15 protein-coding genes, 1 tRNA gene and 2 pseudogenes are annotated in these 15,312 nt (G+C 61.9%); 9 read left to right on the forward strand and 9 right to left on the reverse strand.

Annotated elements, in window-relative coordinates:
* Positions 1-850: 850 nt before the first annotated feature.
* Genes AKN84_RS03020 through AKN84_RS03035 form a run of 4 tightly spaced genes read right to left on the reverse strand, consistent with a single transcriptional unit; the run spans position 851 to position 6,988 of the window.
* Positions 851-4,000, reverse strand: a complete 3,150-nt coding sequence (locus tag AKN84_RS03020; RefSeq protein WP_050419276.1) for an efflux RND transporter permease subunit — start codon at positions 3,998-4,000, stop codon at positions 851-853.
* Positions 3,997-5,073 (reverse strand): efflux RND transporter periplasmic adaptor subunit, encoded by a 1,077-nt coding sequence (locus AKN84_RS03025; protein WP_050419277.1) that lies wholly within the window; start codon positions 5,071-5,073, stop codon positions 3,997-3,999. Before AKN84_RS03025 ends, AKN84_RS03020 begins: the two co-directional genes overlap by 4 nt.
* Positions 5,070-6,197, reverse strand: a complete 1,128-nt coding sequence (locus AKN84_RS03030; RefSeq protein WP_050419278.1) for an efflux RND transporter periplasmic adaptor subunit — start codon at positions 6,195-6,197, stop codon at positions 5,070-5,072. The genes AKN84_RS03025 and AKN84_RS03030 overlap by 4 nt, the downstream gene beginning before the upstream one ends.
* Positions 6,194-6,988, reverse strand: a complete 795-nt coding sequence (locus tag AKN84_RS03035) for a sensor histidine kinase family protein (protein ID WP_050419279.1) — start codon at positions 6,986-6,988, stop codon at positions 6,194-6,196. The genes AKN84_RS03030 and AKN84_RS03035 overlap by 4 nt, the downstream gene beginning before the upstream one ends.
* A gap of 200 nt (positions 6,989-7,188) precedes the next feature.
* Between AKN84_RS03035 and AKN84_RS03040 the strand changes: the two genes are divergently transcribed.
* Positions 7,189-7,851, forward strand: coding sequence for a TetR/AcrR family transcriptional regulator (locus AKN84_RS03040; RefSeq protein WP_050419280.1), 663 nt, complete (start codon positions 7,189-7,191; stop codon positions 7,849-7,851).
* Between the two features lie 18 nt (positions 7,852-7,869).
* On the opposite strand, the gene AKN84_RS50575 is transcribed toward AKN84_RS03040, so the two are convergent.
* The 3 genes and pseudogenes from AKN84_RS50575 to AKN84_RS03050 all read right to left on the reverse strand — a co-directional run bounded on the left by AKN84_RS50575 (position 7,870) and on the right by AKN84_RS03050 (position 8,989).
* Positions 7,870-8,133: a hypothetical protein gene (locus AKN84_RS50575; RefSeq protein ID WP_050419281.1), complete on the reverse strand. Its 264-nt coding sequence runs from the start codon at positions 8,131-8,133 to the stop codon at positions 7,870-7,872.
* Positions 8,134-8,411: 278 nt separating this feature from the next.
* A pseudogene (locus AKN84_RS50580) lies at positions 8,412-8,543 on the reverse strand (TetR/AcrR family transcriptional regulator); the annotation flags it as partial.
* Between the two features lie 8 nt (positions 8,544-8,551).
* Positions 8,552-8,989, reverse strand: coding sequence for a hypothetical protein (locus AKN84_RS03050; RefSeq protein WP_050419282.1), 438 nt, complete (start codon positions 8,987-8,989; stop codon positions 8,552-8,554).
* Positions 8,990-9,500: 511 nt separating this feature from the next.
* Between AKN84_RS03050 and AKN84_RS03060 the strand changes: the two genes are divergently transcribed.
* The 8 genes and pseudogenes from AKN84_RS03060 to AKN84_RS03090 all read left to right on the forward strand — a co-directional run bounded on the left by AKN84_RS03060 (position 9,501) and on the right by AKN84_RS03090 (position 14,010).
* Positions 9,501-9,668, forward strand: a complete 168-nt coding sequence (locus tag AKN84_RS03060) for a hypothetical protein (protein WP_244484902.1) — start codon at positions 9,501-9,503, stop codon at positions 9,666-9,668.
* Positions 9,665-9,811, forward strand: a complete 147-nt coding sequence (locus AKN84_RS47950; protein ID WP_167351831.1) for a hypothetical protein — start codon at positions 9,665-9,667, stop codon at positions 9,809-9,811. Before AKN84_RS03060 ends, AKN84_RS47950 begins: the two co-directional genes overlap by 4 nt.
* Positions 9,808-10,392: a hypothetical protein gene (locus AKN84_RS03065; protein ID WP_128970366.1), complete on the forward strand. Its 585-nt coding sequence runs from the start codon at positions 9,808-9,810 to the stop codon at positions 10,390-10,392. The genes AKN84_RS47950 and AKN84_RS03065 overlap by 4 nt, the downstream gene beginning before the upstream one ends.
* 35 nt (positions 10,393-10,427) lie before the next feature.
* Entirely contained in the window at positions 10,428-11,030 is a 603-nt protein-coding gene (locus AKN84_RS03070) for a PepSY domain-containing protein (protein ID WP_050419285.1), read from the forward strand.
* Positions 11,031-11,101: 71 nt separating this feature from the next.
* A complete protein-coding gene (locus AKN84_RS03075) occupies positions 11,102-12,274 on the forward strand; it encodes a patatin-like phospholipase family protein (protein WP_050419286.1) in 1,173 nt (390 codons plus the stop codon).
* A 34-nt stretch (positions 12,275-12,308) separates the two neighbouring features.
* Positions 12,309-13,100 (forward strand): acetoacetate decarboxylase, encoded by a 792-nt coding sequence (locus AKN84_RS03080; protein ID WP_050419287.1) that lies wholly within the window; start codon positions 12,309-12,311, stop codon positions 13,098-13,100.
* Between the two features lie 72 nt (positions 13,101-13,172).
* Positions 13,173-13,289, forward strand: a pseudogene (locus AKN84_RS48465) (3-hydroxybutyrate dehydrogenase); the annotation flags it as partial.
* Between the two features lie 118 nt (positions 13,290-13,407).
* Entirely contained in the window at positions 13,408-14,010 is a 603-nt protein-coding gene (locus tag AKN84_RS03090) for a sll1863 family stress response protein (RefSeq protein WP_050419289.1), read from the forward strand.
* 392 nt (positions 14,011-14,402) lie between these two features.
* Here AKN84_RS03090 and AKN84_RS03095 read toward each other — a convergent pair.
* Together AKN84_RS03095 and AKN84_RS03100 are read right to left on the reverse strand one after the other, a co-directional pair.
* Positions 14,403-14,478, reverse strand: a tRNA-Lys gene (locus tag AKN84_RS03095).
* Positions 14,479-14,644: 166 nt separating this feature from the next.
* Complete coding sequence (locus AKN84_RS03100) at positions 14,645-15,226, reverse strand: Spy/CpxP family protein refolding chaperone (protein ID WP_050419342.1); 582 nt, start codon at positions 15,224-15,226, stop codon at positions 14,645-14,647.
* Between the last annotated feature and the right edge of the window lie 86 nt (positions 15,227-15,312).

The raw sequence follows: 15,312 nt of genomic DNA on the forward strand, positions 1-15,312 counted from the left end.
TTCGCGGCCGAGACCGCAACGGTCATGCGGGTCGCTCGCCAGCGCTACCGGCAGTACAAAATCGCGGCGAATCGCAGTTTGGCGGACAAAATCACAGCGAGGGAGCGACTCGAACCCCCGACCCGAACGATCTGGTTTTGGTTCTGCAGCAAGCGGTATGTTGCTGCGACGGGCAGAACAGGTTGTCCGCTTTGCTCGCTCTAATTTCCGATTCTACGACGAGCAAGTAATCGACCTGTCCCATCGGATCTGCTCGCTGTATCGAATGGGGTGAAGATACACAAACAAGGGAAAAGCCGAACAGCAATCTGGTGATGTCCGCCACACCAAAAAGCGTCGCTCGAAACCCGTTTGGAGTGCCTGATATCTGAATACGCGCAACTCTGACTTTCGGGGGCAACTGCGACTACAAGGACATCGATCTATAGGTTCAAATCGGGGAGGCGCAAGCACCGATACCGACAATCGGTTCGAGTTGCTATCTAATTGATTGTTTTTCATCATTTTTGGCGCCTATTCTACGGTTTGGCTACCGGCCAGTGTCCCACCCGATGGTAGCCCATCCAAGGTCTGGCCCTGTTCCTCAATTTCGTTCGCCGATCGGCGGTCAACGTCGTGAAAGAGCCATAGCGCGGTTTCGCCGGTCTCGATGCGAGGACTTCACGTTGGACCGCCGCTGGGCCGACAGCCGACCTAACTTATCGCGCCGACAGGGTCACGCCGCGAATCGATCCGGGAAGCCACTTTGGAGTTCGTCCAGCAGCCTCTGTTCTCGCTCGATGGGATCACCGCGAGCGTCGCACCGACGGCAAAGGTCAATCGTCTCTTCGAGGGCATCATTGTCTCCATTCTAGATTTGCGTCTCGAGTACCAGCTCTGGCGCATCGTGAGCGGTTATCTGTTCGGCCGGCTTTTCATGCGCAAACGCTTCAGGTTCCTGGGCGGCCGATCCATTGCCTTGTTCAGGCTGGATTCGGAACCAGGCCACATAGAGTGCCGGCAGGAACAATAGCGTCAGCAGTGTGCCGACGATGATGCCGCCCATCATCGCGTAGGCCATCGGTCCCCAGAAGATCTCGCGCGCGATCGGAATCAGCGCGAGACTTGCGGCCGCCGCGGTCAATAGGATCGGCCGCATGCGATGCTCGGTCGCCTCCACGACGGCCTCCCAGGCCGGGCGCCCCTCCCTCTTCAAATCCTCAATCTGCACGATCAGGATCACCGAGTTTCGAACCAGAATTCCGATCAGGGCGAGCACACCGAGGATGGCAACGAAACCGAGCGGCGCTCCGCTCGGCAGCAGGGCCATGACGACGCCGATCACGGCGAGCGGCGCGACCGCGAAGACCAGGAACAGACGATGGAAGCTCTGCAGCTGGATCATGAGCACCGTCGCCATGACGAACAGCATGAGCGGAACGACGGCAATGATTGGCGCCTGGCTCTTGGCGCTCTCCTCGACGGATCCGCCGATTTTCACCGAATAGCCCGCCGGCAGTTCCTTGGTGAACTCCGCGATTTTCGGCGCGAGCTGATCCACGATTGTCTTCGGCTGCACGTTGCCAACAATGCCGGCCTTCAACGTGATGGTTGGGATCCGCGCACGCCGCCAGATCGTCGGCTGCTCGAGCTCGTAACGCAGATTAGCCACGGCCCCGAGCGGCACGGATCGACCACCGAGCCCCGTCAATTGCAGATCGCGCAGAGTGTCGATGGAGGCTCGTTCCGGCGCGGTCGCCCGTCCCGTGACATTGACGAGATAGATGCTGTCGCGCACCTGAGTGATCGACGAGCCTTCGAGCACGGAGTTCAAGGTCGTGGCGATGTCCTCCGAAGTCACGCCGAGCTGGCGCGCCTTGTCCTGGAGAACGTCCACCTTGACGACGCGCGCCGGCTCCATCCAGTCGAACACGACGTTGCCCAAGTCGGGGCTGCTGCGGACAATCCCGGCGAGCTTCTGCGAGAGATCCCGCACCTTCGCGATATCAGGTCCACTCAAGCGGTACTGCACAGGGCGTCCGACCGGCGGACCGACCTCCAGCAGCTTGACGTAGGTGTCGGTGCCGGGGAACGTCTTCTTGAGGTAATCCTCGAATTGTGCCTTGACTTGGTCGCGCGCCTTGATGCCTCCCTTGGTCACGACCACCATTTGACCGAACCAAGTGTTGGCGGTCTGCACGTCGAAGGACAGGACGAAGCGCGGCGAGCCGGTACCGACATAGGTCGACCAATGATCGACCGAATTATTGTCCTGAAGCTGCTCGCGCTCGAAGCGCGCCATCTGTGAATTAGTATCGGCAATGGAGGCGTTCTGCGGCAAATTCCAGTCGATCACGAGCTCAGCGCGATCCGAGGACGGGAAGAACTGTTGCTGGACGAAATTCATGCCGAACAGTGCCAGCAGAAAGGCTGCAACCGTAACGCCGATCGTCATCCAACGATGATGCATACAGAACAGCAAGAGACGCCCGAACAACTGCGCTACGCGCCCCTTCTCCTCATGATGCCCCTTCATTTTGGCGGGCAGGATGGTAACGCCAAGCAATGGCGTGAACAGCACTGCCACGATCCAGGAGACGATCAGGGAGACGGCGATGACCACGAACAGCGTGAAGGTGAACTCGCCCGCATTACTGCTATTGAGCCCGATCGGAATGAAGCCGGCAACGGTTACCAGGGTTCCGGTCAGCATGGGAAAGGCGGTCGAGGTATAGACATGGGTCGCCGCTTTTTCGAGGGGATCGCCGATCTCAAGCCGCGCCACCATCATCTCGACCGCAATCATGGCGTCGTCGACCAGCAGGCCGAGCGCGATGATCAAGGCGCCGAGCGAAATTCGCTGAAGCGAAATTCCGGCATAGGCCATCACCACGAAGGTGATGGCGAGAACCAGCGGAATCGCAATCGCGACGACTAGGCCAGCGCGCATCCCCAGGCTGAGAAAGCTGATGCCGAGAACAATGATCACAGCCTCGAACAACGCCTCCGTGAAGCCGGACACGGCGTGCTCGACCACCACCGGCTGATCGGCGACGAGATGCACGCCGACGCCGATCGGCTGGTCAGCAATGATCTTTGTCATTTCCTCTTTCAGAGCCTCGCCGAAATGCAGGAGGTTGGCACCGGACTTCATGCCGATCGCGAGCGCGATCGCGGGCTGTCCGTTGTATCTGAACAGGGTTTTGGCTGGATTGACATAACCGCGCGTGATGTTTGCAACGTCGGTCAACGGAAAGAAACGGTCGTTGATGCGGAGGTTGACCGCCTTCAGGCTTGCCTCTGACGTGAACTGGCCGTTCACCCGTACGCTGATCCGCTCGGGCCCTTCCTGGAACACGCCGGACGGCGCGACCGCGTTCTGTCCCTGCAGAGAAGCCATGATGGAGTGGACGTCGAGACCAAGGGCCGCGATCTTGCGGGTGGAGAATTCGAGATAAATGACCTCGTCCTGCGCGCCCAGAATATCGACCTTACCCACATCCGGAACGGTCAAGATCCTGGCACGGATGTCCTCGACCCGGTCACGGAGCTGACGCTGGCTCAAGCCGTCGCTGGTGAAGGCGTAGATGTTGCCGAACACGTCGCCGAAGCGATCGTTGAAGCCCGGTCCGATCACTCCTTGAGGAAACTCGCCCTTGATGTCTGCGATCATGTTGCGGACGCGAATCCAGGTCGGCTTCACGTCGGCTGCCTTCGTGGTGTCACGCAGATAGACGAAGACGGTGGTCTCGCCGGCAACAGTGACGCTCTTGGTGTAATCGAGCGATTCCAGCTCCTCGAGCTTCTTCTCGATCCGGTCGGTGACTTGGCGCGTCATCTCTTCAGGCGAGGCACCCGGCCACTGCGCCTGAATCACCATGGTCTTGATGGTGAAGTCGGGGTCTTCCTGCCGCCCCAGCTGGAGATAGGCAAACAGGCCCGCCGCCATGAAGGCAATCATGAAGTACCAGACGAGCGAACGATGGCCGAGCGCCCAGTCGGAAAGATTGAACGACTTCATGGCTTTTCATCCTGTTCGATACGGACTTGCTGTCCCTGCTTGAGGCTGTGGATCCCGGCGGTTACTACGCGCGCACCGGGGCCAACTCCGCCGACAACGCGCGCGCCGGTTTGATCAGCGACGACATCGACCTTTTGCAACGACACCGTGCTGGCGGGCTGATCGACGACCCAGACGAAGTTTGCGCCGTCCTTGGCGAGCAGAGCCGACGCGGGCAGGCGCAATATCCGGGCTTGACCCTTGTCAAGTTTCGCGGTGATGGTCGTGCCGAGGCGAAAGCCTTCAGGCGGGTTGTTGAGCGCGATACGGACCCGCCGCAATCGCGTCACCGGATCGGCTTGCGGCGCGATCTCGCGAATGCCGCCTTGCACCTGTACGGCGGGCAAGAGCTGCAGGCTGACCGTGAATGGCAGGCCGATCTCCAGCGGCAGCGGAAAGTCCGGTCCGATATCGACGACGGCTTCGCGAACATCGGGTCTCGCGACCGTCACCACGCTTTGGCCGGGAGATACCACCTGGCCGACTTCCGCCCCCACCGCGGTGACCACACCGGCGAAGTCGGCCCTGATCTGCGAATAGCCGAGCTGCTCGATCGCCTTGGTCAGGTTCGCCTGAGCCTGCGCCACCGTCGCTTCCGCGCCGGCGCGCGCCTGCTCGGCGTTGTCCAGCGTCTGCTTTGTGGTCGCGTCGGTGGTGATGAGCGTTCGCTGCCGTTCCTCTGTCGCTCTGACGGTCGCGAACTGCGCCTCGGCCTTGGCAAGCTCGCCTTTGGCCGCGCGGACCGCGAGCTCGAGGGCCGTCGGGTCGATGGTGCCGACCGTCTGGCCTTCATGCACGAGATCACCGACATAGACCGGACGCGTTGTCAGCCGTCCCAGCACGCGGAAGCCGAGATTAGTTTGGTAGCGCGGCTCGATGACGCCCACCGCAGCCGTATCGTCGGCATGGTCCGCCTGGAGAAGCTCCGATTGGACGGGCCGCACGGGCTCCGGCGCCTTTGTTTCCTGCTGACATCCGGCAAGTGCAAGCGCGCATGCAAGCGGGCCCGCCACGATCATCGCGCGGCTCGTCATGAGGGATCTCCTTCATAAGTCACGGGCTGGCCCGCGCTCAAAAGCTTGCCGCCGTCGATTACGACGCGCTCGCCCGGCTCGAGACCCGCCTTGATCAATACTTCTCCGGCCTCATAGCCATCGACCGTTACCGGCTTCAGCGAGGCTGTCCGCGTTGCCGGATCGACAGTCCAGACCGCGGGCCTGGTGCCCGCCGCCATCAATGCACTCCAAGGCAACGCGATCTGCCGCTGGGGATGCACTTTCACAGTTCCTGCGACGGGGCTTCCAAGCGTCATTGCGGCAGGCGGGTCCTTGATCGCCACCTTCACCCGAATGGTCGAGCTCTTGGCGTCAACGGCCGGGGAAACCTCCCGAACGTGGCCGCTTGCGGTCACGCCCGCATCGGAGACGAGCGTCAACGAAACGCTGCGGTCGTCGGCATTGCCGAGGAAAATGGACTCGTAAACCTCAAATACGGCGTCTCGCTCTCCATCCTGCGCCAGCGAAAATGCCGGTTGCGCGGCCTGCACGACCTGACCGGTTTCCAGGTTGCGTGCGGTAACGACACCGTCCGCCTCGGCTCGCAGCGCGGTGTAGCCAAGGGCCTCCTTTGACGTCCCGAGCTGCGCTCTTGCCGCTTCGAGCGCGCCTTCCGCGGTTCGCAATCCTTCCTGCGCCTGGTCGTAGGTCGTGCGCGTGGTGAAGCCGCTTGCGATCAGAGTCTTTTGCCGCTCAAAGGTCGCCTTCGCCACACGCAGTTGGGATTCTGCGGCGAGAACGGCAGCGGTCGCGGCATCGACATCGGCCTGTTGTTCGGCGGGGTCGAGAAGGGCCAGCACCTCGCCGGCCTTGACGTGGGTCCCGACGTCGACATAGCGCGCGATCACACGTCCGCTGACACGGAACGACAAATCGGCGCGGAAGCGGGGCTGCACCTCGCCGGTCAGGGTGATCGAGGCTTGCCGGGCCTTCGGCTGGACGACCTCCGTGCGCACGAACGCGGCGCGCGTGGGCGGAGCGTCGCCGCGATCATTGCAGCCGCTCAGCTCAACTGCGGCAAGCGCGAGCGCCACGCCCGCCAGAGGCTTAAGCAAGCGCTTGGCTCGACCGATTTTGGTGTGATTTGAACAGCCTGGTTTCATAGCGCGGCCATGCGGTGAGAGGGGGACAGCAGATCGCCCAAAACGTCTGAGCCCTTGCTGGGCGGGCCCAGTTCATTCGGATGCGCTCGCAGCATCTTTGGATCCGCTCCAATCGCGCTCGGGCGCCGCGACCTCATGCGGCGCGTCGCCATCGACCAGTTCGCCTGCCGCTCCCGCTCGCTCAGGTGAAACGAGAAAACGACGGATGTGAACTCGGCGGCGAAGCCGTGCTCGATTCGGCCGCCCAGCCCCCTGGCAAGGTCACAACTGATCGGGCGCTCACGACCCATGTCCGCCCGCGCCAATCGTGAGCCGTTATCCAGCACCACGCAGTTCACCACCGCGCCGATGCGCGTCAGCTTGACTTTGATCTCGCCGGCGCGCGCATCGAAATACGCGTGCTTCGCCCCACTTACGATGAGGTCGTGAACGATCAGGCCAAGCCGCCAGCACCGCTCTGATTGGAGGGGAAGACATTCAGTGGCGAACGCCAGCCGGATCCCCATTCGATCCAACAGGGACTGGCGCATGGCGCAGCCCAGTTTGCGAATGTAAGTCGCGGCATCATGAAGGGCTCCGCCCTGGGGCATTGCGAGCGCCCGATGCAGTGCGGCATGTCCGCTCAGCAGCTCGACCACATCGCTCAGCGCGGTCTTTGCTTCCGCACCGTCGGCCCGGATAACCGCGGCCGAGACCAGATCGATCGCCGAGGCAATCCCTTGATCGATCCTGTGATGCAATTCGCGCAGCAGCACGCCGTCTTGTGGGCGATGCGGATCCGGACTCAACATAGTCAATTTAATCTCCTGAGGTGGATCGGATGATCGGGCGCCAGCGCACGCAGGCCGTCCGGAACGCCGTCGCAGGTCTTGGCAAGGCGCGCGACATAGTAAATAAACTATACCGTATATTTTCTTTTTCTTGCCTTTTCCCGCCAAGCGTGTCAAGCGCGATCTGCGTGCGCACAGACTCGTGATTGGGAGACCGACGGATGACGAAAAAGACCACCCCGAAACGGGGCAGACCGCCCAAGGACCTCGCCGGTGACGTTCAGGCCCGGATCCTTGATGCAGCCCAGCAACTCTTTCTCGAGAAGGGCTACCGTAGCGCCAGCATCGATGACATCTCCGAGCTGGCGCCAGCGAGCAAACCAACCATCTACGCCCATTTTTCCGGCAAGGAGGCACTATTCGCGGCGGTGGTGGCCCGCACCATTACCGGGCTGACGGATTTCGAAGGCTTCGAGCCCGAGGGCCGCACCCTCCAGGACAAGCTCTCGAGCCTCGGCACCGCCGTCGTGGAGAAGGTGATCGAAGAGTCGTTGGGCATGGTCCGCGCCACGATTGCCGAAGCGCAGCGTTTCCCCGAGTTGAGCCGCAACGTCCACGATGCCGCACGCGATCGCTCCGTCAACGCCATTTCCCAACTCCTCAATGAAGCGACGCAGAAGCTGGCGCGCTCTTCAAAAGGTCCCTTCAGTGGCAAGCGAAGCCTTGCCACCGCTCAGATCTTCCTGGATCTGATTCTGCTGCCGATGCTGTTTCGTTCGTTGGTGGGGGAAACGTCCAAGGACCTGAGACGCGAACTGCCCTCTTTCGTGCGCGAGCGGGTTGGCTTTTTCCTTGCGGCCTGCGAGGCAGACTGGACGCCGTGAGCCGGCGATCGCCAAACGCTAGGCGCGACAGGGAAACTTGTAAGGTAAATCAGCCCGACTGCTGGTCATTTGCGAGGGCGCCCCGTTGACAGACGCTGCGTTGCTAAGCGCCCCCGCGCAAAAGTTCATCATCTCGTCGAAGGCCGGCCGAAGAGCGGCCGCCTTGATACGAGCTGGATTGAGGTATGCGTCCATCGCGTCCAGCAGGCAGCAGGCCAGCGCCATCGGGCTCCCTGCTCGAAATTCGCCACCGGCCTGCCCGGCCGCGATGACCGACTGCACGACACCGCGAAGGCGATCCGCATGGGACAGGCTGCCGGCCAGTTTTCTTGTGCTGCGGCGACCACCAGCTCGTGCAATCGGACATTGTTTGCCAGCCGATCTTCGTGCGTCCGGGCGATCGCCCTAAAGAAGGCATTTAACCGCTCCAGGCCCGAGCGGCCGCTTCGCGCCGCACTTGCCGCCGCCGCGGACGCCTCCTCAAGCAGCCCGGTCACGACGGCCTCTTCGAGCGCTCGGCGACAGGGATAAAACCGATAGAGATTTGCGGGAGACATCGATGCGTCGCGAGCGACGTCGGCAACGGTGGTCTTCCGGTACCCGATCTCCCGGTACAAGCGGATTGCAGCCTGCACAATTCGTTCGCGAGCGCACGACGATCCAGGCTGGCGGGTGGTCTGCGCCTTGAGCATGCCCGGCCTCAACGCGACGGAATCGCGTGCATTTCACGCCGGCACGCCTCGCCGAATTCACGCAACGGATCCATCTCCTCCATGAAGCCTGGCAGGTCGACGAACGACGTGTTCGGTGCAAGGTAGGTCTCGATGATCAGTCGGCCTGCCCGCTCCGCGGCATGGACCACCTCGTCGTCGGACAGAATCCGCATACGCCCGATAAGCGCATACAAATTCACCAGCGCAGGGATCTCGGACCTGTCGCTGGTCAGCGCGTCCGCATACAGCCGGGACGCCTCCTCGATGAAGCTTCGATACAGCTTTTCACGCTTGGTAACCGCGTGGGCATGATGGCGCTCGCGGACCCTGCGGCGACGGGTCACCCACCCGGTCACGATCGTGGAGATCGCCGCGAAGGCCGAGCCGCCGAACGCGGCGAAAGCGGGAACATATATCGTGTTCATACGATCATTCCTGATCTTTTGCGCCGCGATACCGCTGCGATCCTATGGTCCTGACCGAAGTAGTAGGCGCTGCGTGCTCGAAGACGGCTCTGCAGGCATCGCTCAGGTCCGGCTCCTTTTGCCTGAGACAGGCTTCCACATTCGCGGCGTCAGGGATGTAGCCGGCACACAAACGAAACGCATCAGGAGCGCATGCCGCCCTCTGCTCAGGTGTGCCGCGGTCCTCCTGTCCGAGAGCGGCCGCCGCGCCCAACGAAATGAAAACCAAGACCGCGAGTACCAGCCGGTTCGCGAACATATCGGATCCTTTCTCGAATTGAGGCATCTGCTTTCCGATCGAACCAGGTCTCGCGACCCAGGTCCTCTCCATCCAACCAGGAGGAACACGGGCTTGTGATTCTCTGCTCTTGACACATCCCGCTATCCGCGCTGTATATGAAATATACGGTATAGTTTATTTATGAGGTGAAAGATGTCAAGCGTGTTCTTGGCGCCCGTACGGGAAAATCCCTTGCCGGCGATCGCCGTCGCATCGCTCAATCTGATCGTGGCCGTGTCGCTCGTGGGCGTGAGCCTGCTGCTGGGTATCACGATTTCGATCGTCGCCTGGGTGCATGCGCTCGTCGATCGCGAGCCGGCGCCGGTGCGAAACCGCGTCGCGCGGAGGAGGCTTGCATGACACCGATGCTGCTGCTGTCGCGTGACTGCATCATCTGTTGGGTGAGTATCTGGATCGCGCCCATCGAATGCGTGTTCGACCTGATCGAATCGGAGCTGGCGCGCAGAGGAATTCCGCTCAAGACCAGGAGCCGAGTGCCGTGAGCGGGCGATCCGTTCTATCGATGCGCGCGAGCGGATCGGCTGAGTCCGACATGCCCCTGCGGGGCTATTTTCTATCGGTCGGTGGAGCGTTGCTTCTGCTGCTTTTGGCAGCCGATTGGGCGCTGCCCGCTGCCCTGCCGAGCCGATCTGCGGCGACGGATCCAGCAATGCCGCCAATCCGCATCCACTCCAATGTGGACGGACCGGATCTGGTGGTCATCGATACCAATCTGCCCGCGCGGGTGCCGGCGGACAAGAGCATCGCAGCCTCCGCGCAGCTGGAGAACGCTGATGCGGCCGATGCTGTCCAAGAGCCGGCTTCGCTCGCGTCCGTGGACGACAGCAATCGCCCCACAACATCGATGACCGTGCGAGTGCGCGAAAGCCTCGCGCAATCCGTCGCCGATGGTGACGGGGCGCATCAGAGCGCCATGACCGAGCCGCAGCGCACATCCGCTCACGCGCGGAGCGGCAAGCGCCGGCGATCTGCTGGGCATCTAGGGCACGGCGGCACGCTCGGCTGGTGCAATGCGTTCAGCGGCGGTGACTGCCGCTACGCACTCATACCCTCCGCGGACTAGATGACCTGCCGTTTTGAACCTTGGGATTTACCTGAATGTCGAAGAAGCACTTGTTCGCCCTGATCGTATGGTCTGCCACACTTGCCGCAACGGGCGCGCTCGCCGATGCTGCCCAAAGGCCGGGGGATGGCGATCCCGTCGGCGCGGCGGAACAAAGCGGCTCCGAGGAGACAGCGATCCGCCGTGCGCTCGAGCAATTCCGCACCACGCACGTTCCGCTCAGCCAGGTCCTGACGATCGCCGAGCATTTGCACGACGGCTCCAGAACCGCGGATATCAGCTTCGAATCATCCGGTACGCCCATCTACCGCGTGCGCACGATCAAGAACGAGCATGTGTGGGAGAACGTCATTGATGCAAACACCGGCAGCATCACGGGCAAGGAGATCGCATCTTCTCTCAAGGAGCTCGATCGCGAAGACCTCGCCAACGTCGTTGCCCTGAAATGGATCAAGCAGGAAATGGCGGATGCGGTTCAGGTCGCCGAAAGAGCTGCAGCCGGCAGCGCGCTGGCTGGAGGGCTGATCAGGCAGGACGGCAGGCTCAATTTCGTGATCGTCGTCGCCAGTGGCGACCATCTGAAGGAGGTCACGCTCGAGCCGCACAAGGTCGGAAAGCCAGGGTCGTCCCGCCATTAGCCGCAACGGGCAATCGCGTTCGACAAGCCAGGAACAGCTAACCACACCACAACTCAAGAGCACGTCAGATCATGAATTTTCAACCTCGAGCACAATTCACAACCGCGCAGCGACGGCTGCCCTTCGACTGCATCGCCCTGCTCCTGCAGCGCGGCGGCGCGCTCGGCGCGTATCAGGCAGGCGTCTACGAGGCGCTGTCCGAAGCCGGTATCCATCCGGACTGGGTCGCCGGCATCTCGATTGGCGCTATCAACGCCGCCATCATCGCCGGCAACCCGCCCGAAACCCGTGTCGACCGGCTCCGGGATTTCTGGACTCAGGTGACCTCGACCGGTCCCTGGGACTGGTCCGGCAATTCCCTTTTTGATTGGACCCGGAGCGACGCCACGCGCAATCTCGTCAACCAGATGAGCGCGGGTCTCGCCGCGGCCTGCGGCGCGAGTGGCTTTTTCTCCGCGCGCCCGATGCTGCCCTGGCTGCAGGCTGCCGGGAGCAACGATGCCACCAGCTTCTACGACACCGGCGCGCTCAAGAGCACGCTCGAGCATCTGGTCGATTTCGATCGCCTCAACACCGGAATGACGCGCTTCAGCGCAGGAGCGGTCAATGTCCGAACCGGAAATTTCGTCTATTTCGACAACACGACGCATACCATCCGGCCGGAGCACATCATGGCAAGCGGCGCACTGCCTCCGGGCTTTCCGGCCGTCGAAATCGAAGGCGAGCATTACTGGGACGGCGGCCTCGTTTCAAACACGCCCTTGCAGTGGGTGATCGAATGGAGCGCGCCGCAGGACATGCTTGCCTTTCAAGTCGACCTCTGGAGCGCGGGGGGCCAGGTTCCGCGCAACATGGGCGAAGTCGCGACGCGGCAGAAGGAGGTCCAGTATTCGAGCCGTACGCGCGCAAGTACGGACCAGTTCAAGCGCGTTCATCGTCTGCAGCGTGCCCTTGCCGCTTTGTTGCGGCGCCTGCCCGAAGATCTTCGCGAGCACGAGGACGTTAAACTCCTCAGCACGGCCTCGTCCGATCATGTCTACAACATCGTCCAGCTGATCTATCGCGCGCGCAATCACGAGGGGCACTCCAAAGATTACGAGTTTTCCCGCCTGTCGATGCAGGACCATTGGCGCACCGGCTATCACGACGCGCTCCGTACACTGCGCCATCCGGAGGTGCTCGCTCGCCCAACCAGCCCGGACGGCGTCTTCACCTTCGATCTCGAACACGATGGCCGCGAATAGGCAGGCCTCGACCCCAAGCCGATGGAGAACGCGAATGCGTGAGATTGAGGTTAAACAACGGGCCTTTGCGATGCCACTGACCAACCCGGCCTATCCCCCGGGGCCGTACCGGTTCGTGGATCGCGAGTACCTGATCATCACTTATCGCACCGATCCGGCAAAGCTGCGCGCAGTGGTGCCCGAACCGCTGGATTTCGACGAGCGCGAAGCGGTCGTCAAATACGAGTTCATTCGGATGCCGGATTCCAACGGCTTTGGCGACTACACGGAAAGCGGCCAGGTCATCCCGGTCTCCTTCCGCGGGCGCAAGGGCGGCTACGCGCATTGCATGTTCCTCAACGACGAGGGACCCATTGCAGGAGGACGCGAGCTCTGGGGCTTTCCGAAGAAGCTCGCGCAACCGACCCTGCGAACCGAGATCGATACGCTGATCGGCACTCTGGACTACGGCCCGTTACGCGTTGCAACGGGAACCATGGGCTATAAGCATCGCGAGGCCGATCTGGGCAAGGTGAAGGCCGCGCTCAACGAGCCAAATTTCCTGCTCAAGATCATTCCTCACGTGGACGGCAGTCCGCGCATCTGCGAGCTCGTCGAATACCACCTCGAGGACATCGTGCTGAAGGGCGCATGGACCGGCCCCGCAGCTCTCGCTCTGACGCCGCACGCCTTGGCCCCCGTCGCCGAGTTGCCGGTTCTCGATATCGTCTCCGCCGTTCACATCCGCGCGGACCTCACGCTGGGCCTCGGCAAAGTGGCGCACGACTATCTGCAACCGCCGATCGGAGGCCGGGTTCGGGTCAATGAGAGAGCTTTGGTCTTCTGAGCGTGGTTTCCACGCCGCACTTTACGCTTCGAAGCTTCAATTGCTGCGCGCATGAGACAAGGGTTGAACGAGATGGGAGTTCTAAAGGGTAAGACGGCCGTCGTGACCGGCTTGACCAGCGGCATCCGCCTTGCGTGCGCGCGAGCGTTGGCAGGCGCCGGCGCAAACATCGTGCTCAATGGGATGGGGGGCCTATTGCGCGGCTTGAGGCACGCGGCAGCAGATGACGAGGACAGTTGACACATGTCAACGCGAGCAATGCCGAGCTCGGAGATCATTCAATTTCGGCTAGTCAATGGAGATAGCAATGTCAGAGCAGAGCAGCATGCATTTTTATCTGAATTGGGCCAAGGAGCGGATCGACGAGATGGATGCCGCACTCGCCTCGTTCGAGATCAAGGCCGGCGAGGCCAAGGCCGAGTCCAAGGTCGACCAGATCGTCGCAGATCTCAAAAAGCGCCGCGACGAATTCCAGACGCAGATGGAGACGCAGGCGGATGCGGGCGATGCCACCTGGGCGCGCGCCAAAACTGAGCTCGAAAAGCGGTGGAACGGATTCGAGGCGCAAATCAAGACCTACTTCGAAAGCGCGGGTAAGCAGATCGAGCAGCAGAAAGCCACATTCAAGCAGGTCGCTGCGGCGCAGGCGAAGGCCTGGGGCGAGGCGGCGGACAAATTTCACGAAGCAGCCGGAAAAGCCGCCGTGGCCCACACCGGCGACTTCGATGCCGTCCTCAAGCAGATGAAATCCGACGCATCTGAGGCGGAAGCGCGTCTGCAGAAGCTGAAGCAGGCGGGCAGCGAGTCCTGGTCGGTTCTGAGCGCAGCGCTTGCGGAGTCCCGCAAGGCATTCGACCATGCCAACAAAGCAGCTTGGGACGCCCTGAAGGGCTCGGCGACCAAAGGCTAGCTAGCCACGATCTGCAGGGGATGTTGATCGCCCGCAACATTCCCTGCCCCCTAATGAGGGGGACCTGAGTTCGACATCTATTCCTGCGCGATCACCGCATCGAGCCACGCGCAGTTTAGCGGCTGCACGCTCGGATCCGGCACGCGTACCCCGCGCCTCGAGACCAGATTGTCCGTTTTGCTCGCTCCAATATCCTATTTTACGACGAGCACGTCATCGACCTGTGCAGTCGGATCTGCGCGCTGTATCGAATGGGTGACGATACAGAGACAAAGGAAAAGTCGCTCAGCAATCTAGCCGTACCAGGTCCGACCACCAAGAACGTCGCACGAGGCCCGGTTTGTTCTGCCGAGCAATATAAAAAAGCCCTTTCGGGCCAATCTCTTAAGGGGTGGTGGGCGCACCAGGGCTCGAACCTGGGACCCGCTGATTAAGAGTCAGCTGCTCTACCAACTGAGCTATGCGCCCGGAACTTGTCCGGAAATGACCCTCGCAAGAGAGGCCGTCGTTTAGCAAAGCGATTCCGCGATGTCCAGCAAGCTCAGCTAAGTTTTCCCGACTTTTACGAAGCCGAAAGGCCGCCGGATTCCGGCGGCCTTTCATAGGCTTGGCGAGGATGCCGGGCGGCTGGCTCTCAAAGCCTGCCCGAGCGCTCCTGATCCGGACCGTCATCGCGGTCAAAATGGTGGTCGCGGCCGCCGCGCTCCCAGCGGTCCATGTCGCGCTCGAGGCGATGGCGGCGCCAGCCCTCGGCACCGAAGCCGCGGCCTTCCATGTGGGTGAGCATGGTCAGCCGCCGCTTCTGGTTGTCGTCGAGCGTCTTGTAGAGCGGGTCGGCCGCATCTGCGATCTTCTTCAGCGAGGTCGCGGTCGCCGTCATGTTGTCGGCACGCTCGCGCAGGCGCGCGATCGGATCATCCGGCTTCTGCGCCTTGTCGGCATCCGTCTTCTCCGTGGCCATACGCGCATTGGCGCGATCGAGCCGCATCTTGGCGAAGTCGCGCACCGCAGCTTCGACCGGCGGCCACAGCTTCTCCTGATCGGCGGTCAGCTTCAGCCCGGCGTGGACCGCTGCGATGCGCGCGTCGAGGAAGGCGGCGCGATCCTCGGGGCTCATCTGCGTATGGCCATGGAACCAGGGGCGATGCTGGGCATACACCGCGGTCGAACCGGCAATCGTGAGCGCCGCGATACCGGCGAGCAGAACTTTTTTCATCAAGACCTCCTTTGAAGGTTGCTTGAAGATGATGCCGCCTGCTGCTGCCTTCAACTTACCGATTGGTCAGAGAGAGGTCTCTTACC

The sequence above is a fragment of the Bradyrhizobium tropiciagri genome, assembly GCF_001189845.1.
Taxonomy (GTDB): Bacteria; Pseudomonadota; Alphaproteobacteria; order Rhizobiales; family Xanthobacteraceae; genus Bradyrhizobium; species Bradyrhizobium tropiciagri.